Here is a 24,659-nt window from a genome sequence, read left to right on the forward strand (position 1 = left end):
AATTACCTGCAGGCGTTTTTACAGAAATCCATTTCATCGAGTACAGATGACGGGAATGTATAAAGTCCGGCGTAAGTAAAAAACTACTTCCATAACTAAATTATTGCGTCAGGGGTGTATGGTGGATGTTATGGAAGAAAACAATGGTCGTTACTGCAGGTCTGGTCCTGCTGATATTCCCAATAGCAGATGGCACATGGAGCAAACCGGTTCATGGATTTTCCAGTCAGGTCATCCAGCAGGGGGCAACAGGCGATGATGTCATTGAACTGCAGGCAAGGCTTCAGTATCTCGGCTTTTATAATGGCGATATTGATGGTGTGTTCGGCTGGGGGACTTATTGGGGGCTTCGGAATTTCCAGTATGAATTTGGATTGGACATCGATGGCCTGGCCGGTCAGGAAGTGAAGGATAAGCTTGTCAAAGCCAGTAATTACGATGAAGGATATGTGAAAAAACAGATCCAGGAAGGCAAAGACTTCACCCATTATGGCGGCGTTCCAAAAAGCCAGCAGACGAAGCAGCCTTCCGGTCAATCTCCTCCATCTTCAAAACAGCCGGAAAGCCAGGGAGGGGACCAGGGCGGGGGACAGCCGGATGAGCCGACAGCTGTCAACGTTCCGAGCGGATATTCACAAAATGATATTCAGCTTATGGCGAATGCCGTCTATGGCGAGGCCAGGGGGGAACCTTATGTAGGTCAGGTGGCTGTTGCGGCTGTCATATTGAACAGAGTTCAGAGTGCTTCGTTCCCGAATACAGCATCGGGGGTCATATTTGAACCTCGGGCATTCACAGCCGTGGCAGACGGTCAGATCTGGCTCGAGCCGAACGATCAGGCCAAGGAGGCGGTCATGGATGCCATCAATGGATGGGATCCATCCGGACAGGCGTTGTACTACTTTAATCCAAATACCGCCACTTCAGACTGGATTTGGACAAGACCTCAAATCAAGCAGATTGGAAAACATATCTTTTGTAAATAGGAGGTGCGAGTATGATCAGGTGGTCTTTTATTGTTGTCTTAAGTATTGCCGCTGTCGGTCTGGGCGTATGGGGGTATCAGGAGAATCAGGATAAAAATGCGGTTCTTATTCAAGCGGAAAACAGTTATCAACGCGCTTTTCATGACCTTACGTTTAACATCGATCTCCTTCATGACAAGATCGGCTCCAGCCTGGCTATGAATTCCAAGCAGAGTCTTTCCCCGCAGCTCGCGGACATATGGAAAATTTCTTCTGAAGCTAATTCGGATGTCGGGCAGCTGCCCCTGACGCTGCTTCCGTTTAGCAAGACAGAAGAATTTCTCTACGACGTTGGTGATTTTGCCTACCTCACAGCGGTGAGGGACTTGGAGAAAAAACCGCTGAGTGATGAAGAGGTTAAACTGCTGGAAGAACTGCACGAAAAGTCAGGGGAGATTGAAAGCGAACTGAGGAAAGTGCAGAATGTAGTGTTGAGTGACAACCTTCGCTGGATGGATGTGGAGCTGGCGCTGGCCACGAATGATGAAGCCGGTGATAATACGATTGTCAATGGTTTTAAAACAGTTGAAAAATCGATGGACAGCTTTGAAAGCTCTGTTACAGAGGTCGGGTTTGGAAGTTCCGGGCCTGAGAAAAATTACCGCAATCTTCAAGGAGAAAACCTGACCAAGGAAGAAGCGAAGAAAACAGCTTCCCAATGGCTTGAAAAAGTGGATACCGAGAAGCTTACGCTGACGAAATCAGGAAAAGGAGCAGATGTTCCTACTTATACAGCCTCCTTCCAGGAAGGAGATAAAAACGGGTATATCGACCTTACTGAAAAAGGTGGACACCCGTTGACTATGATGATCAGCCGGGACGTCAATGATCCTGAAATAAGTCTGTATGAGGCTTCTGAGAAGGCCAAGGAGTTTGTCAGCGGATTGGATATTGACAATCTTGAACTTGTAGAAAGCAACCAGTATGACAAAATGGGTGTCTTCCGCTTCCTTTATACGAAAAACGATGTCCGCTTTTTCCCGGATGCCGTCGTTGTTAAAGTTGCCTTGGATAATGGCGAGGTCCTGGGGCTGTCGGCCAGAGATTATTACGATTATCATAAGGACCAGGATTTGAATGAGCCGGAAATTACACTGGAAGAAGCACGCTCCAAAGTGAATCCGAACGTGGATGTCCAGGAACATCATTTGTCTGTGATTGAAAATGATTTGAAGGAACAGGTGCTGTGTTATGAATTTCTAACTACGATGGAAAATACAACCTACCGTATATTCATAAATGCATCCACAGGAGAAGAAGAAAAGGTCGAAACGTTGAAGAAAGCAGAAATGAAATTCAATCAGGAAATTTAATAGAAAAAAGACACTTTCCAACAGGAGGGTGTCTTTTTTCTTAAAACTTTGTGCCTATATTCTTCCTTTTTCTTCTTTATAATGAGATAATTCCCTTAACTGATTCATGTCAAGGGAGGGGTTTAAATGGAGATTTTTCCTATAGGAACATCCGTCATCTTGGAGGTTCCGGACGGACATTCAAAAGATGTGCCCGATAAGTACAGGTGCAGACTCGTGGATATTGAACAGGAGCGGATATACATTGATTATCCCATCCATACGGAAACAGGAAAAACAGGTTTCTTTTATGAAGGGACGCTGTTTCATGCGAGTTTTGTGGGAGAAGATGATTGCGTGTACTGGTTTAAAACAGAAGTGTTGACGCGGAAAATCAAAAACATACCGGTCATTGTCCTTTCTTTTCCGGGGGTGAATGATCTTGTGCGTATTCAACGGCGCCGTTACGTGCGGGTGGATGCAGCCGTGGATGTAGCCGCGCGCTCTTCTGATTATTCCTTCACGACCGTAACCAGTGACATCAGTGGTGGGGGGATGATGTTTACGAAGCCTCCGCATCATGACATTCAACAAGGGGATGGGATGGACTTCACCATTGTGCTTCCTATGAATGCCGGAGATTATTTTTATCTCTTGGCAGCAGGTTCGGTTGTCCGGGTGGTCCCGGCTACTTCCAGCCAAACGGCCCGTATATCGGTAGAGTTTACGGATATAGAGGAAAGAGACCGCCAGCAGATCATCCGCTACTGCTTTGAACAACAGATGAAGTGGCGGGCTAAAGCGCTGAATTAGCTTTTTAAATAGATTTTCTCCCTGGGATTGTGTTATTCTGAACAATGGTAAAAGTAGTCATTACAAGGGTAGGATCGGTTTCCACCCTGTAGTCAGGACAGATGGAGGAAATAGAACGTATGATGAACACAATCACGATTGCAATTGACGGTCCAGCGGCTGCCGGAAAGAGTACAGTAGCAAAAAAAGTCGCAGAAAAACTTTCATTTATCTACGTGGATACAGGAGCTATGTACCGTGCTCTGACATGGAAAGCCATCGAGGAAAATGTCTCGCTTGAGGATGAGGACGCTCTTTTTTCCCTTTTAAACAGAACGGATTTGAACCTTGTCCAGTCGGATGAGGGCCAGCGTGTCCTCGTAGATAAGAGTGATGTATCTGAGCGCATCCGCACGGCAGAAGTGACCAACCAGGTATCTATTACAGCAAAACACAGGAAAGTGCGGGAGGAAATGGTACGCCGTCAGCAGGAATTGGTTAAGGACAAAGGTGTTGTGATGGACGGTCGTGATATCGGAACCCATGTGCTGCCGGATGCGGAAGTGAAAATCTTCATGATCGCATCTGTCAACGAAAGAGCGGAGCGCCGCCATAAGGAAAATGTGGAAAAAGGATATCCCTCAAACCTTGAGGAATTAAAAGAAGAAATCCGCCGCCGTGATGAGCTGGATTCCAACCGTGCTGTATCCCCGCTCCTCAAAGCGGATGACGCCGTTGAAGTGGATACCACATCGATGAACATTGAAGAAGTCGTCGGCCGTATCCTGGAAATCGTGAAACAGAAAAGTCCAAAGGGGGAATAACGATGAGCCTCTATAAAATTGGTAAGCTGCTCTGCAGTGTCATTTTCTATCCCCTGTACCGGATTAAGGTTGTAGGGAAGGAAAATATTCCGGCAGATGGACCGGTTATTATCTGTTCCAATCATATTTCGAATGTAGACCCGCCTGTGGTTGGAATTACCAGCAGCCGGAATATTTACTTCCTCGCCAAAGAAGAGTTGTTTAAAAACCCTTTGATTGGGGGAATATTGAAAAAAGTCCACGCGTTCCCAATTAAACGCGGGATGAGAGACAGAAATGCTCTCCGCAAGGGTCTGGATATTCTTAAAGAAGGTCACGCCCTTGGGCTGTTCCCTGAAGGGACAAGACAGAAGAGCGGGGAAATCGGTCAGGGACTTGCCGGTGCCGGGTTCTTCGCCCTTCGATCTGAAGCTGCGATTGTTCCGTGTGCTATCATCGGACCTTATCAAAAGTTTAAGCGTCTGAAGGTCGTTTATGGAGAACCGATAGACATGTCGGAATACCGTGAACAGAAAGCGTCGGCCCAGGTCGTAACAGACCGGATCATGGAAGAAATCAGACAATTGCATAAAATTCATGAATGATATGGCGTAATCACTTGACAAAATGCTCTAAATATTAGAAGTTAGACAAAAGGGCATTTCTGTATTATTAGGTTGTGTCGGAAATTGAAGGAGGTAGCTTGGTATGGATGAAATGAATCAGGAAGTATCAGGAATGAAAGAATTCTCTGCAGGGGACATCGTGACTGGTAAGGTCGTGAAAATCGAAGAAAAACAAGTCCTTGTAGATGTTGGATATAAAGTCGAGGGGATTGTACCCATCAGTGAATTATCCAGCCTTCATGTTGAAAAAGCATCAGACGCAGTTAATGAAGGGGACGAACTGACCCTGCAGGTGAAAAAAGTGGAAGACGATGAAATCGTACTTTCCAAGCGCGCTGTAGACGCCGATAAGGCGTGGCAGGATCTTGAGGCTAAATTCGAAAGTGGAGAAATCTTCGAAGCAGAAGTCAAGGACGTTGTAAAAGGCGGTCTTGTTGTAGATATCGGTCTTCGTGGATTTATTCCAGCTTCTCTCGTTGAAACGTATTATGTGGAAGATTTTGAAGACTACAAAGGGAAAACACTTTCTCTTAAAGTGGTTGAGCTTGATCGGGAGCAGAACCGTGTCATTCTTTCTCACCGTGCGGTCGTGGAAGAAGAGGAATCAGCCAAGAAGCAGGAAGTTCTTCAATCCCTTGAGGAAGGACAGGTCATCGAAGGTACAGTACAGCGCCTTACTGACTTTGGCGCGTTTGTAAACCTCGGAGGTATTGACGGTCTTGTACATATCTCCCAGCTTTCCCACCAGCATGTGGAGAAAGCGGCAGATGTGGTTGAAGAAGGCCAGTCCGTGAAGGTTAAAGTGCTTTCTGTTGACCGCGACAATGAAAGAATTTCTCTTTCCCTCAAAGCTACACAGCCGGGACCTTGGCACGATATCCAGAATAAGGTGAACTCCGGAGAAACTCTTGAAGGTACGGTACGCCGCCTTGTAAGCTTCGGTGCTTTTGTGGAAGTTTTCCCTGGAGTCGAAGGTCTTGTGCATATCTCTCAAATTTCCAACCGCCATATCGGGACGCCGGATGAGGTGCTCGAAGAAGGCCAGACTGTTCAAGTGAAAGTTCTGGATGTGGATGAAGGGGCGAAACGCCTGTCTCTAAGCATGAAAGAACTGGAGCGTGATGAAACGCGCGCGGATATTGAACAATATGAAAGAGAAGAAGACAATTCCGGCTTTTCTCTAAGCGATATGATTGGTGACAAGCTGGATAAATACAAAAAATAAATCGTACGTGGTGATGGATATGAGTAGATCAAAAAGAAAAATTGATCATATCCGCCATGCTTTAGGTCATGAACGGGCGCCTTATAACCATTTTGATGATATGAAAATCATTCATCAAAGCCTGGCCCGTTTGGATTTCAATCAAATCACGTTAACGGCAGAAGCGGGGGAACTTAAATTAAGTTCCCCTCTTTTTGTTAATGCCATGACCGGTGGAGGCGGAGAAAAGACAAGAGAAATCAATCGCGATCTTGCTATTGCAGCAAGGGAAACCGGTATAGGAATGGCTGTCGGCTCCCAGATGTCTGCAATCAAAAGACCGGAAGAACGATCAACCTATGAAGTCGTAAGAGAAATGAACCCGGATGGGGTGGTATTCGCCAATGTGGGCAGTGAGGCATCATTGCAGCAGGCGGAAGAAGCTGCCAGTATGATTGACGCGAATGCGCTGCAGATCCACATCAATACCCTGCAGGAATTAATCATGCCGGAAGGGGACAGGGACTTTACTGCCCGGATGACGAACATCCAGAAAATCGCACACGGGATGGATCTCCCTGTGGTCGTCAAGGAAGTCGGCTACGGCATGTCGGTGGAAACGGCACAAACGCTATACGATATCGGCGTGCGTTACATAGATGTCGGCGGCCGGGGGGGAACCAACTTCTCACGAGTGGAAAACCTCCGGAGGGAAAAGCCTTTTTCTTCCTTTAATAACTGGGGGATACCTACACCAGCCTCTATTCTTGAGGCGCGCAGCAGCCAGAACATGCACATATTCGCTTCAGGAGGCATCAGACACGGACTGGATGGGGCGAAAGCTATGGTTCTTGGAGCCTGCGGATTCGGGATGGCTGGTTCTTTGTTAAAAGTTCTTCTAGAGGAAGGCAGGGAAGCTTTAATCGATGAAATCCATCATATCCACCAGGAATTGAAGATGGCTATGATGCTTTTAAACGCCTCCAGCCCTGAAGAACTTCCTGATAAGCCTTTTGTTCTGACAGGAGAAACAAAAGCGTGGCAGGAGCAGAGGATAACGAATGGCCGCTGGTAATCTCTCGGGCTGCCGGAATTATGACGGCAGCCGTGTTTTTATCAATCCTCTTTTGTTAGAGGTGATGGGAACGAAGACTTATCTTGAAAAAGCTTTCTATAAGGTATACTTCCTGTATCAGAAGTCTGTCCGTATATCTTAAACCTGTTCCATCCTTGAAAAAAGCAGATGACCGCGGGCTTACCCGCGGGAAAGACCTATGACAGTGAAGTCATAGGTCTTTTTTTATGTGCTCCATGTTTAAAGCTGTCCAAAACCTTCCATAATGACAGTGAAGGAGTTGGAAAGTATGGCGGTTTACTGGTATGCCTGGGTGCTTGTCATCTGTGCCTGGTTTTTTATGAAACACACCCGAACAAGAACAGCCTTGCTGTTCTTTCTTTTCATCCTTATGTGTACATACAGCTGGAGTATCATTTCCCCATCCGCCTACCTTTATGCCCACCTCGCCCTTCTTATCCTATTTGGTCTATATCTCATATATTTTTACAAAAGGCCGCTGGTGGTTTATTTATGGTTGTTTTTCTTAAGCATTGGTTATGCGTCCGCCAGCCTTTTTATCATCATTCATCCGGTTTGGATGCACCTGCCTGGATTTTCGATAGGGTTTGTCGTGGTCCTGCTTTTGAGGATGATTGTGACTGATTTGAGAGGAGTGGCTGGTCTCTGGTTGTTGATCAACGGCTCAGGTATGACCCTCACCTATGTTGTCCTCCGTTTCTATGGGAAGGAAGGGGTGGTAACGGCCCAGCCGATGCTTGTTTTTGTTCTGAAAGGGTTGTTATTTCTTCTTTTTGTGCATGGTTTACGTGCATTGAAGAAAAATAATGCAGGAGCAGGAAAAAGTAAACATAAGGGAGACGCATATGCATGAATGAATATACATATCCCATTTTGTTTGGGATTATCGCAGGAACCGTTTTGAGGGTGTTTATGATGCGGACGGATTACCGTCAGTATCCGACCTATCTGCATGGAAAGATCATCCATTTGTCTTTGGGGTTTATTGCCGCTGCTCTCGGGACCATTGCCATTCCATCTATTATGGAAAAGGAATTCACAGCTGTTACTTTTCTGACGCTGGCTGCGTCCCAGTTCAGAGAGGTGCGGAACATGGAGAGAAATACACTGGCTGAAATGGACAGCTATGAACTCGTACCTCGTGGGAACACGTATATCGAAGGGATTGCTGTAGCCTTTGAAAGCCGGAATTATCTGGTGATCTTTACATCTTTCATCGTAACGCTCTGCTACCTTGCAGTGAATATGTGGGCCGCTCTCGGGGCGGCAGCGGCCTGTTTTGTATTGTCCTCCATCTTAATGAGTGGCTCTAAACTGGGCGATATCGTAACGATTGAACAGAGGGAGCTCACGTTCGATGGGGCTGGTCTTTACGTAGATAACATTTATATTATGAATATTGGTCTCCCTGAACGGCAGGATGAAATTCTGAGGTATGGGATGGGGTTTATCCTGACGCCTAAATCTTTTAATATCCGTTCTACGATTGCCAACCTCGGCCAGCGGCAGGCAATTCTTCATGATGTGTCTGTAACGCTCGGGGTCTTCCGTGATTCCGGGACTCCGGCTCTTGTGCCACTCATTAAGCGTGACTTGAATGATGGACGGATCGGTGTATTCATCCTCCCCCAGGAGAAGGATCCCGCCCGTGCCAGAGAAGTCATAGCCAATGTACCGGTGCTGGAAAATGCGATACAAAAACCAGGGAAACGGAGTGGGTGATAGCAAATGAAAATGGAAAAAGCGATCCTCGCCTCCATTACGACACTGGATAATAAAGTCCAGGGAAGTGCTGCTGTTTTCAAGTGTGAAACAAAAGAGGAGATGGAGGCGGTGGCCGCTAATTTGGAAGCCATCTTAGATGGAATCGCCCACCGGTTGAGTGACCAGCTCTATATTATTGTCAAGCACTGAACGTTGAAGAAAGAATTGTTTCTTTTCCTAAAGTCTGCTAAGATAAAAAAGTTAATGGCTTGCTGCTGTTCTTCGGGTGATGGGCGGAAACCATCAAGCCGTAGGGGAGCAGTCTTTTTTTGCTTTTCACTGCTGTTGAAACATGAAATAATGAAAATAGAATGAAGAAAGGATGATCCTTTCATGAGAAAATCAGTAATTGCAATCGTAGGAAGACCGAATGTCGGTAAATCAACAATATTCAACCGGCTGGTTGGAGAAAGAATATCTATTGTAGAAGACACGCCGGGGGTAACCAGAGACCGGATTTATGCAGAAGCCGAATGGCTCACCTCCACCTTTAATGTCATTGATACAGGTGGCATTGAAATCGGGGACGAGCCTCTTCTTGTGCAGATGCGTGCTCAGGCACAGGTGGCTATAGATGAAGCGGATGTCATCGTTTTCATGGTCAATGGCCGTGACGGCATTACCGGAGCCGATGAAGAGGTGGCAAAACTGCTCTTCAAATCCAATAAGCCTGTCGTACTGGCTGTAAATAAAGTGGATAACCCGCAGATGAGGGAGAATATCTACGAGTTTTATTCCCTGGGATTCGGTGAACCTTTCCCGATTTCCGGCACACATGGCCTGGGCCTTGGGGATCTGCTTGATGAAGTGGTTAAACACTTCCCTGAACGGATCGAGGAGGAAATCGATGATGATACTATCCGGTTCAGCTTGATTGGACGACCGAATGTCGGAAAATCTTCGCTTGTAAACAGCCTGCTCGGTCAAGAGCGTGTGATTGTCAGCGATATAGCCGGAACGACAAGGGATGCGGTTGATTCACCATTTACGAAAGACGGTCGTGACTATGTCATCATCGATACCGCGGGAATGCGTAAGCGAGGAAAAGTGTATGAATCTACAGAGAAATACAGCATTCTCCGTGCATTGAAAGCGATTGAGCGTTCCGACGTTGTTTTAACGTTGATTGATGCAGATACCGGGATCCAGGAACAGGATAAGAAAATTGCCGGATATGCCCATGAAGCCGGTAAGGCGGTCGTTATTGTCGTGAATAAATGGGACACGCTGGATACTGATGAAAAAACGATGAAGGAATTCGAAGATAAAGTCCGGGATAACTTCCGATTCCTTGATTATGCACCGATTGTCTATCTGTCTGCCAAGACGAAAAAACGCATTCATACCCTGCTTCCAAGAGTGTTGGAAGTCAGCGAAAATCATGCCAAACGGGTGCAGACCAACGTGTTGAATGAAGTCATCATGGATGCTCTGGCTATGAATCCTTCTCCTTCCATTAAAGGACAGAAGCTGAAAATCTTCTATGCTGCCCAGGTATCCGTGAAACCACCAAGCTTTGTGGTTTTTGTGAATGAACCTGAACTTATGCACTTCACGTACGAACGATTCCTGGAAAATCGGATCCGGGAAGCATTTGGATTTGAAGGAACTCCTATTAAAATCTTTGCAAGAAAACGGAGTTAAGCTGTAGGAAGGGAGTCGATACTGTGGAAAAGATAGCGGTTTTAGGTGCGGGAAGCTGGGGGACGGCCCTGGCTCTCGTTCTCGCTGATAATGGCCATGATGTCCATTTGTGGGCACATCGGAAAAGTCTGGCTGAAGAGATCAGCCGCACACATACAAACGAAAAATACCTGGAAGGTGTAGCACTTCCTGAACAGCTCCAGGCCACACATGAAATGGCTGAAGCCGTTCGAGGGGCCGGCCATATCCTATTGGCTGTTCCGACGAAAGCCATAAGGGAGGTCTGCACCCAGCTGAAGGATCTTCTACAGGATAAAGTCATCCTCACTCACGCAGCGAAAGGGATTGAACCCGGAACTTACAAACGGGTATCTGAAATCATAGCTGAAGAAATTCCAAAAGAAAGTTATGAAGATATTGTTGTGTTGTCAGGGCCGAGTCATGCAGAGGAAGTCAGCCGCCGGCAGCCGACGACGGTAACGGTATCGGCTGCCGATCTAACCGTGGCCGAAAAAGTGCAGGATATCTTTATCAACCATAATTTCCGTGTATATACCTCCCCGGATCTTGTCGGGGTGGAGCTTGGTGGAGCCTTGAAGAACATCATTGCCTTAGGAGCGGGGATTTCCGATGGTCTGGGTTATGGAGATAATGCCAAGGCGGCGCTTATCACGAGAGGCCTTGCTGAAATCGCACGTCTGGGTACATCCATGGGAGCGAATCCCCTGACGTTTTCAGGCTTGACTGGAATCGGTGACCTGATTGTTACATGTACAAGTTCACACAGTAGAAACTGGCGTGCCGGGTATAAGCTTGGTCAGGGCAGCGGACTTGAACAGGTGCTTGAAGATATGGGGATGGTTGTGGAAGGGGTTCGCACAGCCAAGGCGGCCTATCAACTCGCCTCCGATCAGAATGTCGACATGCCCATCACCACAGGAATCTACCAGATTTTGTTTGAGAACAAGGGTCCGCGTGATGTCGTGGATCAATTAATGACACGGATCCGCAGGCATGAAATGGAGGATTTGACAAATATCCTTGACCAGCAGTTGAAAGACTGACACATCATGACCTCTGTGCATATACTACACAGAACCTAATGCACGAGGAGGTCAATTGTTCATGAGTGATTTTCAAAAGAGTATTTTTGATCACCTGAAGAAAAAAGCAAACATCGATGCTCAGGATGTATTCAAGGTCGCTGATAAGGTCCAGCACGCAGACTTTTCGGACGAAAAAACGGTGCGGGGGCTGGTCCGGCAGTTGTCAGCGGTCGCCGGCAAAAACATATCCAAGCAGAAGGAAGACAAAATCGTTGAAGCCGTTATTAGTCAGAATATGCCTCTGGATATGAATACGTTAGGTAAATTCTTGAAATAATTGCGAACTGGTGGGCGCCTGAGGAGGCGGTCTTTCCATCGTATGCATAAGATATCACGCAGCAATCATTACACATGAGCTGGTCAGGGAATTGTTTAGTCACCCGGGGTGGGAGCACCCCGGTTTTTTTATGTATCCGTTTACGAACAGGATATGGTATAATGTCAAAAGTCGAATGTACACCAAAGGAGGGCCATTTATGTCTGAATCCATGCTGAATATGTACATATCCTTTGCTGGAATCATCTCCTTATTCCTTGCTATTGGTCTCATCTATTTAAGCAGATTTAAATTAAAGGGCATTTTTTCAGCCGTTACCGCCGTGTTTGCCTACCTGTTTATGATCGTGGGCGGCTTGATTATTTTTTACATTGTACTCAGCGGCCCAACCGCTTAACGAAGGAGGAAACAGCATGAAGATTTTTCACTACTCAGGGCTGCTCATTCTTCTTTTCCTGTTAACCGGGTGCTTATATCCTCAAGAAAGACTTCAGAAAAACCAGGTTCCCAACGATCAGCAGCTGAACATGGTACAGGACGCTGTCGATACTTATCAGGAAAGAACAGACGGGCTTCTTCCTATTAAGACGAAAGATCAGGATACACCGCTTTTTCAAAAATATCCTATTGAGTTCAGCAAGCTGAAGGAAATGAACATTCTTGGAGAACTCCCGGGGACATCTTTTGAGAACGGGGGCCATTACCAGTATGTCATTATTCATCCGGAAACGGATCCGACTGTGAAAGTGCTGGACCTGCGGACGACAGAAGAAGTCAGGTCACTCCAGGTGAAAGTCAAATTCTATACGGATAACAACCGCTATCCTCCTTTAGGAGATTTCGTGTCCCAAGGGGTGTACAAGCTGGATTATGAGAAGATCGGAATGGATGAGCCGCCAATGGTGGACAGTCCATATTCTGATCAACGTCTTCCGGTTTACCTGGATGAGCAGGGACAGGTCTATATCGATTACCGGAAAGACCTCTATGCGTATCTTCGATCAGAGGACCATGCGTATGAGGCAGGAGAGGACATTCGTTTTCTTCTGACGGATTATACCCCGATTGTGCCTGCCTATTCAACGGCCTATACGGTGGAAGAGGGAGAGCCGGTATTTTTAACCGCCCCGTCATCTTCCTGATTGAACCGTTCCCCCTGTGGGAGCGGTTTTTTTATGTCTTTCTCTTTCACGTTCCTTTCCCAGGCTGAGGTGCTTGTGCCGCTTGATTATAGATTTCTGGCATATTCACCTGGGACAACGTCATAGAATCAGAGTGTCTAGGCTTGTATGGTGGTGAAATTACATTTGGGAGGGGATCCTTTGGAAAAGGTTGATATCTTCAGTGATATTTCCAAACGGACAAATGGAGATATTTATTTAGGTGTTGTCGGTGCTGTACGCACGGGTAAGTCAACATTTATAAAGAAATTTATGGAGCTTGTTGTACTGCCCAACATGGATGAGGAATCTGACAGGGAACGTGCTTTGGATGAACTGCCACAGAGTGCAGCTGGAAAAACGATTATGACCACCGAGCCTAAATTCGTCCCTAACCAAGCGGCTAATATTACAATAGATGACCATCTGGATATCAGAGTCCGAATGGTGGACTGTGTGGGTTATGCTGTTAACGGGGCTGTCGGCTATGAAGATGAACACGGGCCGAGGATGATTCACACGCCGTGGTATGAGGAGGCCATCCCGTTTCATGAAGCAGCTGAAATAGGGACACAGAAAGTGATCCAGGAGCACTCCACGATTGGAATTGTAGTCACGACAGACGGGACGATAGGCGAAATACCAAGGCAGGATTATGTGGAGGCCGAGGAGAAAATTGTTGAAGAACTGAGAGAGGTTGGAAAACCTTTTATTATGATCATCAATTCCGCCCAGCCCCATCATCCGAACACCGAACATCTCCGGGAGTCCCTTGCGGAGAAATATGATATCCCGTGCCTGGCTCTTTCTGTAGAGAGTATGAGAGAACAGGATGTTCAGAGTGTCCTTCGGGAAGCGCTGTTTGAATTTCCGGTCCTTGAGGTGAATGTGAACCTGCCGAGCTGGGTGATGGTGCTTGACTCCAGGCACTGGTTGAGAGCGAACCTGCAGGCGGCGATCGAAGATACTGTCAAAGACATCAAGCGTCTCCGGGATGTCGACGATGTCGTAGGCAGCTTCGATCAGTATGAGTATATAACAGGGGCTCATATTTCGGGCATGGATCTTGGTGAAGGGATCGCTGAAATTGACCTGCAGGCACCGGAGCACTTATATGATCATGTCCTGAAGGAAATTGTAGGTGAAGAAATCCGGGGCAGGGATCACCTGTTGGAAATCATGCAGGATTTCTCCTATGCAAAACGCGAATATGATCAAGTGGCTGATGCCCTGCAAATGGTAAAGCAGACCGGTTATGGGATTGCAGCTCCTTCTCTTGAAGATATGAAGCTGGATGAGCCGGAAATTATCAGACAAGGATCGAGGTTTGGTGTGCGTCTCAAGGCGGTTGCCCCTTCCATTCATATGGTTAAAGTGGATGTGCAGTCTGAATTTTCGCCGATTATCGGAACAGAGAAACAGAGTGAAGAGCTCGTCCGATATTTAATGCAGGACTTTGAAGATGACCCGCTTTCCATTTGGAATTCTGACATTTTCGGGCGTTCCCTGAGTTCTATTGTCAGAGAAGGTATCCAGGCGAAACTGGCATTAATGCCTGAAAATGCCCGCTACAAGCTTCAGGAAACACTGGAACGGATTATCAATGAAGGTTCAGGCGGTATGATCGCAATCATTCTGTAACGGCTCTTATTAAGAGCCGTTTTTATTTTTATTATGGCTTTTGATCTGCATCCTTGGGTTTTTATCAGAAAAAGCAGCTGGAAGAACGTTGGTACCTGATCTAAAGGCATACATAAGGATGGTATTCCGGATTGCTCCTTGCAATCCGGGAGGCGCTTTCAAATGGGGTGAAATGTGAAAACCGCGTCTTTTCAGGCTTTCTGGACGAAGGATTTGAAAATTTTTTTACTGAAAAACTTTGAAATGAAGGATTTTTTTACAACAACGTCGTATTAACCTGTGAGAAGATGTTCATACTGGTAGAAACGTTGTCATGACAGGCTTTGCAGGTTTTTTTGTAATTGTTGGACATTTTCGCGTCTGAATGGAAAGTGAACCACAATTCAGCGTTGAAATCGCATTGTAACGCGATTTTTAAAGGATTGTCTATTGAATTTCATGAAAAACTCGTTTATTATAAGGCTTGTCATCAAATGATGACCGTTAAATAAACATTTATAGCGGTGAACACCGCTTGAATGAGTTTAACCTTCTCGGGAGGAGGTGAATGTCATGAACAAAACAGATCTAATCAATGCGGTATCTGAAAAAGCAGATCTTTCTAAAAAAGATGCGACTCAAGCTGTAGATTCTGTATTCGAATCTATCATGGATTCACTTAAAGATGGTGACAAAGTCCAGCTGATCGGATTCGGTAACTTTGAAGTTCGTGAGCGTGCGGCACGTAAAGGCCGTAACCCACAAACTGGTGAAGAGATTGAAATCTCTGCAAGCAAAGTACCAGCGTTCAAACCTGGTAAAGCCCTTAAAGATGCGGTTAAATAATCAGCTACATAGGGCTTGGGAAAAGGGTGCACACTGCACCCTTTTCCTTTTTTTCATAGTAAAAAGCCGGCTATGCGTCCATACTGTAGTTGAATCGCGATCTCAGGCCCATTCAACAGGGTGGATATTTTGACAAAGGCGGCTCATTAAGACATAGTTAAGATAAAGAAGGAGGGCTCCTGCGATGTCTGCATCCAACAACGATTTTTTTGTAATTAAAGCACTGGAAGATGGTGTGAATGTCATTGGTCTTACAAGAGGAACGGACACAAGATTCCACCATTCCGAAAAGCTGGACCGTAATGAAGTGATGATTGCTCAGTTTACAGAGCATACATCTGCTGTGAAGGTACGCGGAAAAGCGGTTATTCAGACGAGCCACGGGGAAATGACCAACGACACAGAGTGATGGATATCCTCTGGTGTCCGATACATACAGGGAATGGCGAAATATGCTATAATAGGAATGTTTATTAGTGTTCAGGAAGGGACCGGGTGATCATGTTGAATTCTTCAGATAACGATATTAAGCAGCTCAAAAGTAAAATCGCAGCCAAGGTCCGCCATCCTTATTTGGTTCGTTTTATACCTGAGCCGCACATCGATGACGACAAACTTGTTATCTTATCTTCCATTATGAACCATACAACACTGCCGGTGGAGAAGAAAGAGCAGTATATTATTACGACCATGCTCGTACAAATTGCTCTGGACACCCATGATCTGGTTACCTTGACTGATGACGAAGATGATAAAGAAACAGTAAGGCACCGCCAGCTCACGGTTCTGGCTGGTGATTATTTCAGCGGGCTCTACTATTATTTATTATCCCAGTTGAATGATATTCCCATGATTCATACCCTTGCGGGAGCCATAAAGGAAATCAATGAGCTCAAAATGGAACTCTACTATAAAGATGTGGAGTCTTTTCAGGAATTTCTGGATGGTGTGAAGAAAATTGAATCGCTGCTCATACAAAGAGTAGGTTCTTATGTTCAAAAAACAGCCATCAATGACATGGCAGGGGAATGGCTGCTGGCTAAGAAATTGATGGAGGAAAAACGCAGTTATCAGGAGGGGAACGTATCGCCGTTGATTGAAGCCCTTGTGAAAAGGCCCGGCCTTTTCGGGAATCACGGACAGGTGATCGGAAGCCTTGAACAGATGCTGCAGAGTCATGTGAACCATCTTGAGGCAGCGGTGGCCCAGCTGCCCATTCATTTCAACTGGCTGAAATCCTACGTTCATGCAGCTATTCATCATCAATTTAATCATAGACAGATCGCGGAAGAAGGGTAAGTTATGGATCCACAGACGAAAGAAGAACGGGTACACCATGTGTTTGAGAAAATATACGGACGTTATGATAGTATGAATTCCATTATTTCCTTCCAACAGCACAGGCTTTGGCGCAGGGACGTCATGAAGCGCATGAATGTCCAGCCGGGCGATACGGCCCTTGACGTCTGTTGTGGGACGGGGGACTGGACAATGGCTTTGGCAGAAGCCGTCAGCAGCAATGGAAAAGTCACCGGCCTGGATTTCAGTGAGAACATGCTCTCTGTCGGTATCAAGAAAAAGCTGGCCGGTCGAGTGCGTCAGGTTGAGTTTCAGCATGGAAATGCGATGGCACTTCCATTTGAGGATAATCAATTCGATTTTGTAACCATTGGATTTGGTTTAAGGAACGTGCCAGATTACCAGCAGGTGCTTCGGGAAATGTACCGGGTCGTCAAGCCCGGCGGTAAAGTCGTCTGTTTGGAAACCTCCCAGCCGACAAATCCGTTTTTTAAACGGATGTATTACTTCTATTTCGGAAATATCATGCCGCTTTTCGGCAGGGTGTTTGCAAAGAGTTATCAGGAGTACAGCTGGCTTCATGAATCAGCCAAGGACTTTCCCGGCAAGAAAGAATTAAAAATGATGTTTGAGGAAGCCGGCCTTTCCAACGTCATTGTCAAATCCTATACAGGCGGCGTAGCAGCTATGCATATGGGTGAAAAGCTTTAACCGAGGATGAACTAGAATGAAATTAGCTATGATCTACTCTTTTCTAAAAAATGACCTGGCTGTGATTGAAGATGCAGTCAATGATACCATTCAGTCCAACAATACGGTTTTAAGAGATGCGTCCAGTCAGCTTCTCCAGGCAGGCGGCAAGAGGATCCGCCCTGTCTTCGTTCTTCTCGGGGGCAAATTCGGCGATTATGATATTGAGCGGATGAAAGCCGTTGCTGTTTCTTTAGAGCTGATCCATACAGCCTCTCTCGTCCATGATGATGTCATAGATGAAGCGGAGCTGAGAAGAGGGGAACCAACCATTAAAGCAAGGTGGGATAACCGCATTGCGATGTATACAGGGGATTACATATTTGCACGCTCTCTGGAAACGCTGTCGGTTCTTGAAAACCCGAAGGCCCATCAGATTCTTGCTGGAACGATGGTGGAATTGTGTCTTGGTGAAATTGAACAGATTAAGGACAAATACAATGTCCACCAGAATTTCCGCACCTACTTACGACGGATCAAAAGGAAAACAGCCCTGCTTATCGCGGCCAGCTGCCGCCTGGGAGCCATTGCTGCGAATGTTGCCGAGGAGAGGGAAAAAGCGCTTTACCGATATGGCTACAATGTAGGGATGTCCTATCAGATCATCGATGATGTGCTGGACTTTACAGCTTCTGAAGAGGAGCTTGGTAAACCGGCGGGCAGTGACCTTCTGCAGGGAAATGTGACGCTGCCGGTGCTTCTTTCTATGGAAGACCCGCTTTTCAAGAAGCAGCTTCAGGAAGCTTTTACAGGCACAGAAGCGGAAACGACAGAAAAACTGAAGCCTCTAATCCGGACCATCCAGACAAATGGTTCGATTGAACGATCTCTTGAAATCAGCGATCTGTATCTGCAGAAAGCCTATCAGTCACTCAATGGACTTCCAGCAGGGCGTGCCAAGCAGACTTTGAAAGGAATCGCCAAGTATATTGGAAAAAGAAGGGCATGATTCTATTGCCTTTCCTTTCATTGTTTGATAGACTTTTTATGGCACTTATTAAAAGCGCTTTCAGACTATACATAAGATGAGGTGTTTGTCATGGAAAAGACTTTTTTAATGGTAAAACCCGACGGTGTACAGCGTAATTTGATTGGAGAAATCACAGGAAGATTCGAGCGGAAAGGTTTCAAATTGGCCGGTGCCAAGCTGATGTCTATTCCAGAGGAACTGGCACAAGAACATTACGGCGAGCATAAAGAGAAGCCTTTCTTCGGTGAATTGGTCGAATTCATCACTTCCGGTCCTGTATTTGCAATGGTATGGGAAGGGGAGGACGTCATAGCGGCCGCACGACAGATGATGGGGGCTACAAAGCCTTCAGACGCAGCTCCTGGGACGATCCGCGGGGACTTTGGCATGATCGTTGGGAAGAATGTCATCCATGGCTCCGATTCAATAGAAAGTGCAGAAAGAGAAATTTCCCTGTTCTTCAACGAAGGAGAACTGGTTGATTATCAAAAAGACAGCCTTGCCTGGGTCTATGAATGAACGATAAAACCGCCTGCGGGCGGTTTTTTTGTTTCTACCTCTCTATATTTACAATAAGCAGGCGGTAGCGTAATCTTAAGGGTAGATTATAGAAGCAGGGGGCGCGGGGATGACAAATGATTACCTAAGCTTTACGGAAAATATTTATGCAAAGACAGGCATTGACCTTTCTCTCTATAAAGAGACGCAGATGAAACGGCGACTTACCTCACTGCGTGACAAAAGAGGGTACCCCAGTTTTATAAGCTACTTTCAAGCTTTGGAGGGGGACCATGGACTATTGGAAGAGTTGATGAATAAAGTCACGATCAACGTTTCAGAATTTTATCGAAACCGGCAGCGTTTTGATGTTCTGGAAGAGAAAGTGATTCCTCATTTATCGAAAAAGAATCAGCGTCTGCGCATATGGAGTGCCGCATGTTCTACGGGGGAGGAGCCTTATACCTTGGCGATGATCTTTGCGCGTTTTTTCCCTCGGGAACAGTTGGAAATTATCGCTACAGACATCGATCCTCTAGCTCTGGCGCGTGCGAAAGAAGGCGTGTATCACGAGCGGTCACTCAAAGAAGTTCCTGATGATATAAAGCAGGCGCACTTTACTAAAGAAGGTCCATTTTACCGTGTTCACGAAGATATCAGGAGCCGCGTCGTGTTTAAGGAACACAATCTGCTGGCCGATGCTTTCCCTTCCAAGTGCGACCTGATCGTCTGCCGCAATGTCATGATTTACTTTACGGAAGAGGCCAAAAAGGAACTGTATGTTAAATTCAACCAGTCTCTGAAGGCGGACGGCATTTTCTTTGTAGGCAGTACGGAGCAGATTTTTTCGCCGGAACACTATCATTTCAAGGTTTTTGATACCTTTTTTTACCAGAAAGTAAATAGAGCATCGGCGGCCTCGGGTGTAAAAGCGTTTTCATGAAAGATTAATAAAAAAATTGAATTTTTCGATGTTACAAACGGGATTCCTTATGATATAGTAGTATCTAAAATTTATCCCCCGTTATATCCGGGGGTACCTATACAGGAGGTACAATATTCATGCGCTACTTAACCGCTGGTGAATCACACGGAAAACAACTGACAACAATACTGGAAGGCATCCCCTCTCATCTTCCACTGTTGAGGGAACAGATCAATGAATCACTCATACGCCGCCAGGGTGGCTACGGTCGTGGAAAACGGATGCAGATCGAAAAAGATCTCGTAGAAATTACAAGTGGTGTAAGACATGGATATACGTTAGGGTCACCCATTACGCTTGTTGTACATAATGATGACTTTAAGCATTGGACAGATATTATGGGAGAAGATCCCCTTCCCGAAGGTACAGATAAAATTCGACGGACTGTAACGAAGCCCCGCCCGGGTCACGCCGATCTAAATGGCGGAATGAAATATGGTCATCGTGATATGCGGAATGTTCTGGAACGTTCATCAGCAAGGGAAACAGCTGCAAGGGTAGGTGCAGGAGCGGTCGCGAAAGTTCTCCTTAAAGAACTTGGCATTGAAGTTGCCGGCTATGTAAGAGAAATCGCGGGCATCGTCAGTGATGTAGATGAAAATCTTACCCTGAGCGAACGCCGTGAAATTTCCGAGGCTTCTCCTGTCCGTACATTTGACGAACAGGCGGCTGAAAAAATGATGAAAGCCATTGATGATGCGAAGAAGGACGGAGATTCCATCGGAGGGGTCACTGAGGTTTACGTAGAAGGGATGCCTGCAGGGCTTGGCTCTTATGTCCAGTACGACCGGAAGCTTGATGCTAAAATTGCCCAGGCCGTGATGAGCATCAACGCCTACAAAGGGGTGGAATTTGGAATTGGTTTTGAAGCAGCAAGAAAACCTGGAAGCCAGGTCCATGATGAGATCCTTTGGAGTGAAGAGGAAGGTTACACACGCAGGACGAACCGTCTTGGCGGGTTTGAAGGCGGGATGACTACAGGGATGCCGATTGTGGTCAAAGGCGTTATGAAGCCGATTCCGACGTTATACAAGCCTCTGCAGAGTGTGGATATCGAAACGAAAGAGCCATTTAATGCAAGTATCGAGCGGTCAGACTCCTGTGCAGTACCGGCAGCGTCTGTTGTAATGGAACATATCGTTGCTTTTGAACTGGCCAAAGCGATAACAGAAGAATTTCCATCCGACTATTTCCCACGTCTTAAGCGGGCGGTTGATGATTACAGAAAAGAAATCAGGGATTTTTGATGAAGACATTACAGATCACGGCAAGTACACATGAATATGAGGTTGTCCTTGGAGAAGGGATTCGTCATAGGATTCCTGACATGTTGGAAAAAGACTATCAGTCCATCCTGATCATTACCGATGATCAGGTATCGGATTATTACCTCGAAGATGTAAAGCAGTCGTTTACCAGTGACCGGTACGTCTATACTGCTGTGGTCCCAAGTGGGGAAGCATCGAAAAGTATGGAATGTTATGAGCAGCTCCTCGATGCCTGCACGACTCATCAGCTGGACCGCCGCTCATTGATCATCGCCCTTGGCGGCGGTATGATTGGCGACCTCGCGGGCTTTACCGCTTCAACGTACTTAAGAGGTATCGATTATATCCAAGTGCCGACTACAATTCTGGCTCATGACAGCAGTGTCGGCGGGAAAGTAGCCATCAATCATCACAGAGGAAAAAATCTTATCGGGAGCTTTTTCAACCCTCAGAAAGTCGTTTATGACCTTGAAACCATCGCTACACTTTCCCGGAAGGAAATCCGCTCCGGTTACGGAGAAGTCATTAAACACGCGTTCCTAAGTGATGTAAACTGGCTTGACAGCCTTCTTGATGTGTCGCTGGATACCTTGACAAGCAGGCAGCTGGAGGAAGATTTATATAGAGGCATTCAAGTGAAGGCCTCTATCGTGGAAAAAGACGAGAAGGAAGCGGATATCCGCCAGTACTTGAATCTTGGGCACACGCTTGCCCACGCGGTTGAATCCGAGCTCGGTTATGGCAGAGTGACACATGGAGAAGCTGTAGCCCTCGGGCTTTTATATGCATTGAAATTGAGCAGCATAACAAGCGGAAAAGATTTACGAGTAAATGATTATGTAAACTGGTTAAGAAAAAATGAATACCCGCTTGATCTATTGAGAGGCCTTGATGCTGAAAAACTGGTGGATCGTATGAAGTGGGATAAGAAAACGATCGGCAGGCAGATTAACTTTGTTCTGCTGGATGGTGTAGGACATCCTTATGTCCAGGCCATGGATGACAGTCTCCTGTTAAATGAATTAAAATGTGTCATAGAAGAGGTGGGGAACGGATGATGATCAGAGGAATCAGAGGAGCTACGACCGTCGAAAACAATGAACAGGATGAAATCGTCAACCGTTCATTAGAAATGATGCAGGCGATCATTACGGCTAACCAGCTGGATGCGGATGATGTCGTTTCCGTTTACTTTACCGTTACCGAAGATTTAACGGATACCTTTCCAGCGAAAAGCTTGAGGCAGATAGATGGATGGACGTATGTGCCTGTCATGTGCATGAGGGAGATTCCCGTACCTGGCAGCCTTGAAAAATGCATCCGCGTGATGGTGACGGCCCGGACTGAGATTGAGCAGGCACAGATTCAGCATGTATATCATCATCAGGCCGTTCGACTTCGCCCTGATTTAAAGAGTTGAGAGGAGTTTTTTCATGAAAGCAAAAGATATTCTTAAGACGATGAAACCTTATAAACCCGGCAAAGGCATTGAAGAGGTGAAAAAAGAGTACGGGCTTGACCGTATTGTCAAACTGGCTTCCAACGAAAATCCATACGGCTTTTCTCCTGTGGTGAAGGAAGAGCTTCCAAAGCTCGTTTCCAAACTGGAAATTTATCCGGACGGCTATGCAGCGGGTGTGAGGACGAAGGTTTCCAGTTTTCTTGGGGTGGATGAAGACCAGATCATTTTTGGAAATGGATCGGATGAAGTTGTCCAAATCATCTGCCGCACATTCCTTGAGCCTGGTGCCAATACGGTCATGGCTTCTCCGACGTTTCCCCAGTACCGTCACAATGCCTTGATAGAAGGGGCGGAAGTGAGGGAAGTTCCGTTGAAGGAAGGTCATCATGACCTCGAGGAAATGATTCGTCAAATTGATGAAAACACGCGTGTTTTATGGATCTGTACACCGAATAACCCAACAGGGATTCACATCAACGAAGAAACGATACAAGACGTGCTGGCCAGAGTCCCTGAACATGTACTGGTCGTGCTTGATGAAGCCTACTACGAATACCTGGAAGCGGAAGATTCTTTTGATGCGGTCTCTGCATTAAATCAATACCCGAACGTAATGGTTCTTCGTACCTTTTCAAAAGCTTATGGTCTTGCCGGCCTGCGTATCGGATTCGGCTTGGCCGCAGCGGAGGTCATTCAGGTACTTGAACCAGCAAGAGAACCGTTCAATACATCTACAGTTGCCCAGGCTGCTGCGATACTCGCTCTGGACGATCAGGAATTTATTACGACAACAGTGGAAGCCACCCATAAAAATAAAAGAGCCTTGATGCGTTTCTGTGATGAAAACGGTCTGGGCTATTATGACACCCAGGCGAACTTCCTTTTGATCCAGCTCCCTATCAGCGGGGATGAGATGTTTGAATACCTCCTTACTCAAGGGTTTATCGTTCGCTCCGGCGAAGCGCTTGGACTGCCGAATTCCATACGATTGACTATCGGCAGAGAAGACGACATGCTCCAGATTCAACAGGCCATGAAAAAGAAGCTGGAAATGGTTAAGCAGTCATGAAACAGACGGTCCTCATCGTCGGTTTAGGATTAATCGGCGGATCGATTGCAATGAATGTATCTAAGAAAGAAGATGTTTTTGTCATCGGTATGGACGGAGACGAAGCAGCTTTGAATATGGCGCTGAAGCAGGGCGTCATTGACCAGGCATCTTTTAACTTTTCTAAAGCAGTGGTGGAGGCGGATGTATGTATTCTGGCTACGCCTATTTCAGTCACCATCGATTTTCTCCATCAGCTGGAAAACGTGGAGCTGACTAAACCGCTGCTTGTTACGGATGTGTCATCTGTGAAAAATCAGGTTTTAAAAGCAGCGGACCGCCTGACACACCCTCTGCTTTCCTTTGTGGGCGGCCATCCAATGGCCGGCTCACACAAGCAGGGCTATACAGCGGCGAAACCTCATCTGTTTGAAAATGCGATATACGTTCTCACGCCCGCCCTTAATGGCACAAAGAAGGAAGCGGAAAGGCTTAAGGATTTACTATCCGAAACAAACGCTCGTTTCCTGACGTTTTCGACAAGTGAACATGATGAAATGACTGCGGTCATTTCCCACTTTCCACATTTAATTGCTTCCTCCCTCGTGCATCAGGCGAAGGTTTGGCAGGAAACCCACCCATACATTGAACATCTGGCTGCCGGCGGTTTTAAGGATATCACCCGGATCGCTTCCAGCAACCCGAAGCTCTGGCAGGATATTTTCTTTCAAAACAGGGACCTCCTTATTGCAATGCTTGAGGATTGGATCAACGAAATGGATAAAGTCCGCACCTTCCTGAAGGAGGAGGCGGAAGAGGAAACATATGAATACTTGAAAGAAGCCAAGCTTTACCGTGACGGTCTTCCTGTGAAGGAAAGGGGAGCCATTCCCGCTTTTTATGACATTTATGTAGATATTCATGACCAGCCGGGGGCTATCCATGATGTGATTGGTCTTTTGGCAGCGGATGGAATCAGCATAAAAAACATTCAAATCCTCGAAATCCGTGAAGGGATTACAGGAGTTCTGCGTGTAAGCTTTGCTACAAGCGAAGAGCAGAAGCTGAGTCATAAAGTCCTGCAGGAGAAAAAATATGAAGTTATGGTGCAGCAGTAAACAAGG

28 protein-coding genes are annotated in these 24,659 nt (G+C 46.3%); all 28 read left to right on the plus strand.

Annotated features, from left to right (window positions below; translation table 11 throughout):
• The first annotated feature begins 125 nt into the window (after positions 1-125).
• The 28 genes from sleB to ACXADP_RS10180 all read left to right on the plus strand — a co-directional run bounded on the left by sleB (position 126) and on the right by ACXADP_RS10180 (position 24,653).
• A complete protein-coding gene (gene sleB, locus ACXADP_RS10045; RefSeq protein ID WP_474968704.1) occupies positions 126-986 on the plus strand; it encodes a spore cortex-lytic enzyme in 861 nt (286 codons plus the stop codon).
• A gap of 11 nt (positions 987-997) precedes the next feature.
• The gene (gene ypeB, locus ACXADP_RS10050; protein WP_474971372.1) at positions 998-2,338 is read left to right on the plus strand and encodes a germination protein YpeB; all 1,341 of its coding nucleotides are present in this window, start codon (positions 998-1,000) and stop codon (positions 2,336-2,338) included.
• Positions 2,339-2,464: 126 nt separating this feature from the next.
• The gene (locus ACXADP_RS10055) at positions 2,465-3,130 is read left to right on the plus strand and encodes a flagellar brake protein (RefSeq protein ID WP_474968702.1); all 666 of its coding nucleotides are present in this window, start codon (positions 2,465-2,467) and stop codon (positions 3,128-3,130) included.
• Positions 3,131-3,249: 119 nt separating this feature from the next.
• Entirely contained in the window at positions 3,250-3,933 is a 684-nt protein-coding gene (gene cmk, locus ACXADP_RS10060; RefSeq protein WP_474971373.1) for a (d)CMP kinase, read from the plus strand.
• 2 nt (positions 3,934-3,935) lie between these two features.
• Positions 3,936-4,517: a lysophospholipid acyltransferase family protein gene (locus tag ACXADP_RS10065; RefSeq protein ID WP_474968700.1), complete on the plus strand. Its 582-nt coding sequence runs from the start codon at positions 3,936-3,938 to the stop codon at positions 4,515-4,517.
• A 103-nt stretch (positions 4,518-4,620) separates the two neighbouring features.
• Positions 4,621-5,763, plus strand: coding sequence for a 30S ribosomal protein S1 (rpsA, locus tag ACXADP_RS10070; protein ID WP_027954434.1), 1,143 nt, complete (start codon positions 4,621-4,623; stop codon positions 5,761-5,763).
• 19 nt (positions 5,764-5,782) lie between these two features.
• Positions 5,783-6,817 carry a type 2 isopentenyl-diphosphate Delta-isomerase gene (fni, locus tag ACXADP_RS10075; protein WP_474971374.1) on the plus strand — a complete coding sequence of 345 codons (1,035 nt, stop codon included), beginning with the start codon at positions 5,783-5,785 and terminating at the stop codon, positions 6,815-6,817.
• A 289-nt stretch (positions 6,818-7,106) separates the two neighbouring features.
• Positions 7,107-7,691 (plus strand): YphA family membrane protein, encoded by a 585-nt coding sequence (locus ACXADP_RS10080; RefSeq protein ID WP_474971375.1) that lies wholly within the window; start codon positions 7,107-7,109, stop codon positions 7,689-7,691.
• The gene (locus ACXADP_RS10085) at positions 7,688-8,560 is read left to right on the plus strand and encodes a YIEGIA family protein (RefSeq protein ID WP_474968697.1); all 873 of its coding nucleotides are present in this window, start codon (positions 7,688-7,690) and stop codon (positions 8,558-8,560) included. The genes ACXADP_RS10080 and ACXADP_RS10085 overlap by 4 nt, the downstream gene beginning before the upstream one ends.
• Before the next feature lie 6 nt (positions 8,561-8,566).
• Entirely contained in the window at positions 8,567-8,752 is a 186-nt protein-coding gene (locus ACXADP_RS10090; RefSeq protein ID WP_027954430.1) for a capping complex subunit for YIEGIA, read from the plus strand.
• 183 nt (positions 8,753-8,935) lie between these two features.
• Positions 8,936-10,246 carry a ribosome biogenesis GTPase Der gene (gene der, locus ACXADP_RS10095; RefSeq protein WP_474968696.1) on the plus strand — a complete coding sequence of 437 codons (1,311 nt, stop codon included), beginning with the start codon at positions 8,936-8,938 and terminating at the stop codon, positions 10,244-10,246.
• Between the two features lie 23 nt (positions 10,247-10,269).
• Positions 10,270-11,310, plus strand: a complete 1,041-nt coding sequence (locus ACXADP_RS10100; protein ID WP_474968695.1) for an NAD(P)H-dependent glycerol-3-phosphate dehydrogenase — start codon at positions 10,270-10,272, stop codon at positions 11,308-11,310.
• A gap of 61 nt (positions 11,311-11,371) precedes the next feature.
• A complete protein-coding gene (locus ACXADP_RS10105; protein WP_027954427.1) occupies positions 11,372-11,629 on the plus strand; it encodes a stage VI sporulation protein F in 258 nt (85 codons plus the stop codon).
• A gap of 199 nt (positions 11,630-11,828) precedes the next feature.
• Complete coding sequence (locus tag ACXADP_RS10110) at positions 11,829-12,026, plus strand: DUF2768 domain-containing protein (protein WP_027954426.1); 198 nt, start codon at positions 11,829-11,831, stop codon at positions 12,024-12,026.
• 16 nt (positions 12,027-12,042) lie between these two features.
• On the plus strand, positions 12,043-12,771 hold the full coding sequence (locus ACXADP_RS10115; protein ID WP_474971376.1) for a hypothetical protein: 729 nt from the start codon (positions 12,043-12,045) through the stop codon (positions 12,769-12,771).
• A 180-nt stretch (positions 12,772-12,951) separates the two neighbouring features.
• Positions 12,952-14,430 (plus strand): stage IV sporulation protein A, encoded by a 1,479-nt coding sequence (spoIVA, locus tag ACXADP_RS10120; protein WP_474968693.1) that lies wholly within the window; start codon positions 12,952-12,954, stop codon positions 14,428-14,430.
• 552 nt (positions 14,431-14,982) lie between these two features.
• Positions 14,983-15,255, plus strand: a complete 273-nt coding sequence (locus ACXADP_RS10125) for an HU family DNA-binding protein (RefSeq protein WP_008638574.1) — start codon at positions 14,983-14,985, stop codon at positions 15,253-15,255.
• Between the two features lie 184 nt (positions 15,256-15,439).
• Positions 15,440-15,664, plus strand: a complete 225-nt coding sequence (mtrB, locus tag ACXADP_RS10130; RefSeq protein ID WP_027954422.1) for a trp RNA-binding attenuation protein MtrB — start codon at positions 15,440-15,442, stop codon at positions 15,662-15,664.
• Between the two features lie 92 nt (positions 15,665-15,756).
• Positions 15,757-16,554, plus strand: a complete 798-nt coding sequence (locus ACXADP_RS10135) for a heptaprenyl diphosphate synthase component 1 (RefSeq protein WP_474972309.1) — start codon at positions 15,757-15,759, stop codon at positions 16,552-16,554.
• A 3-nt stretch (positions 16,555-16,557) separates the two neighbouring features.
• Positions 16,558-17,265 (plus strand): demethylmenaquinone methyltransferase, encoded by a 708-nt coding sequence (locus tag ACXADP_RS10140; RefSeq protein ID WP_474971377.1) that lies wholly within the window; start codon positions 16,558-16,560, stop codon positions 17,263-17,265.
• Positions 17,266-17,281: 16 nt separating this feature from the next.
• Positions 17,282-18,253, plus strand: a complete 972-nt coding sequence (gene hepT / locus ACXADP_RS10145) for a heptaprenyl diphosphate synthase component II (protein ID WP_474971378.1) — start codon at positions 17,282-17,284, stop codon at positions 18,251-18,253.
• A gap of 90 nt (positions 18,254-18,343) precedes the next feature.
• A complete protein-coding gene (ndk, locus tag ACXADP_RS10150; RefSeq protein WP_474971379.1) occupies positions 18,344-18,793 on the plus strand; it encodes a nucleoside-diphosphate kinase in 450 nt (149 codons plus the stop codon).
• A gap of 109 nt (positions 18,794-18,902) precedes the next feature.
• On the plus strand, positions 18,903-19,715 hold the full coding sequence (locus tag ACXADP_RS10155) for a CheR family methyltransferase (protein WP_474971380.1): 813 nt from the start codon (positions 18,903-18,905) through the stop codon (positions 19,713-19,715).
• A gap of 119 nt (positions 19,716-19,834) precedes the next feature.
• Complete coding sequence (gene aroC / locus ACXADP_RS10160) at positions 19,835-21,004, plus strand: chorismate synthase (RefSeq protein WP_474971381.1); 1,170 nt, start codon at positions 19,835-19,837, stop codon at positions 21,002-21,004.
• Positions 21,004-22,083: a 3-dehydroquinate synthase gene (gene aroB / locus ACXADP_RS10165; RefSeq protein WP_474968688.1), complete on the plus strand. Its 1,080-nt coding sequence runs from the start codon at positions 21,004-21,006 to the stop codon at positions 22,081-22,083. Before aroC ends, aroB begins: the two co-directional genes overlap by 1 nt.
• On the plus strand, positions 22,083-22,445 hold the full coding sequence (aroH, locus tag ACXADP_RS10170; protein WP_474972310.1) for a chorismate mutase: 363 nt from the start codon (positions 22,083-22,085) through the stop codon (positions 22,443-22,445). The genes aroB and aroH overlap by 1 nt, the downstream gene beginning before the upstream one ends.
• A 13-nt stretch (positions 22,446-22,458) precedes the next feature.
• Positions 22,459-23,556 carry a histidinol-phosphate transaminase gene (gene hisC, locus ACXADP_RS10175; protein ID WP_474971382.1) on the plus strand — a complete coding sequence of 366 codons (1,098 nt, stop codon included), beginning with the start codon at positions 22,459-22,461 and terminating at the stop codon, positions 23,554-23,556.
• Positions 23,553-24,653, plus strand: coding sequence for a prephenate dehydrogenase (locus ACXADP_RS10180; RefSeq protein WP_474968686.1), 1,101 nt, complete (start codon positions 23,553-23,555; stop codon positions 24,651-24,653). Before hisC ends, ACXADP_RS10180 begins: the two co-directional genes overlap by 4 nt.
• Positions 24,654-24,659: the final 6 nt, after the last annotated feature.

It is taken from the genome of Halobacillus sp. AWH4_228 (assembly GCF_056158365.1).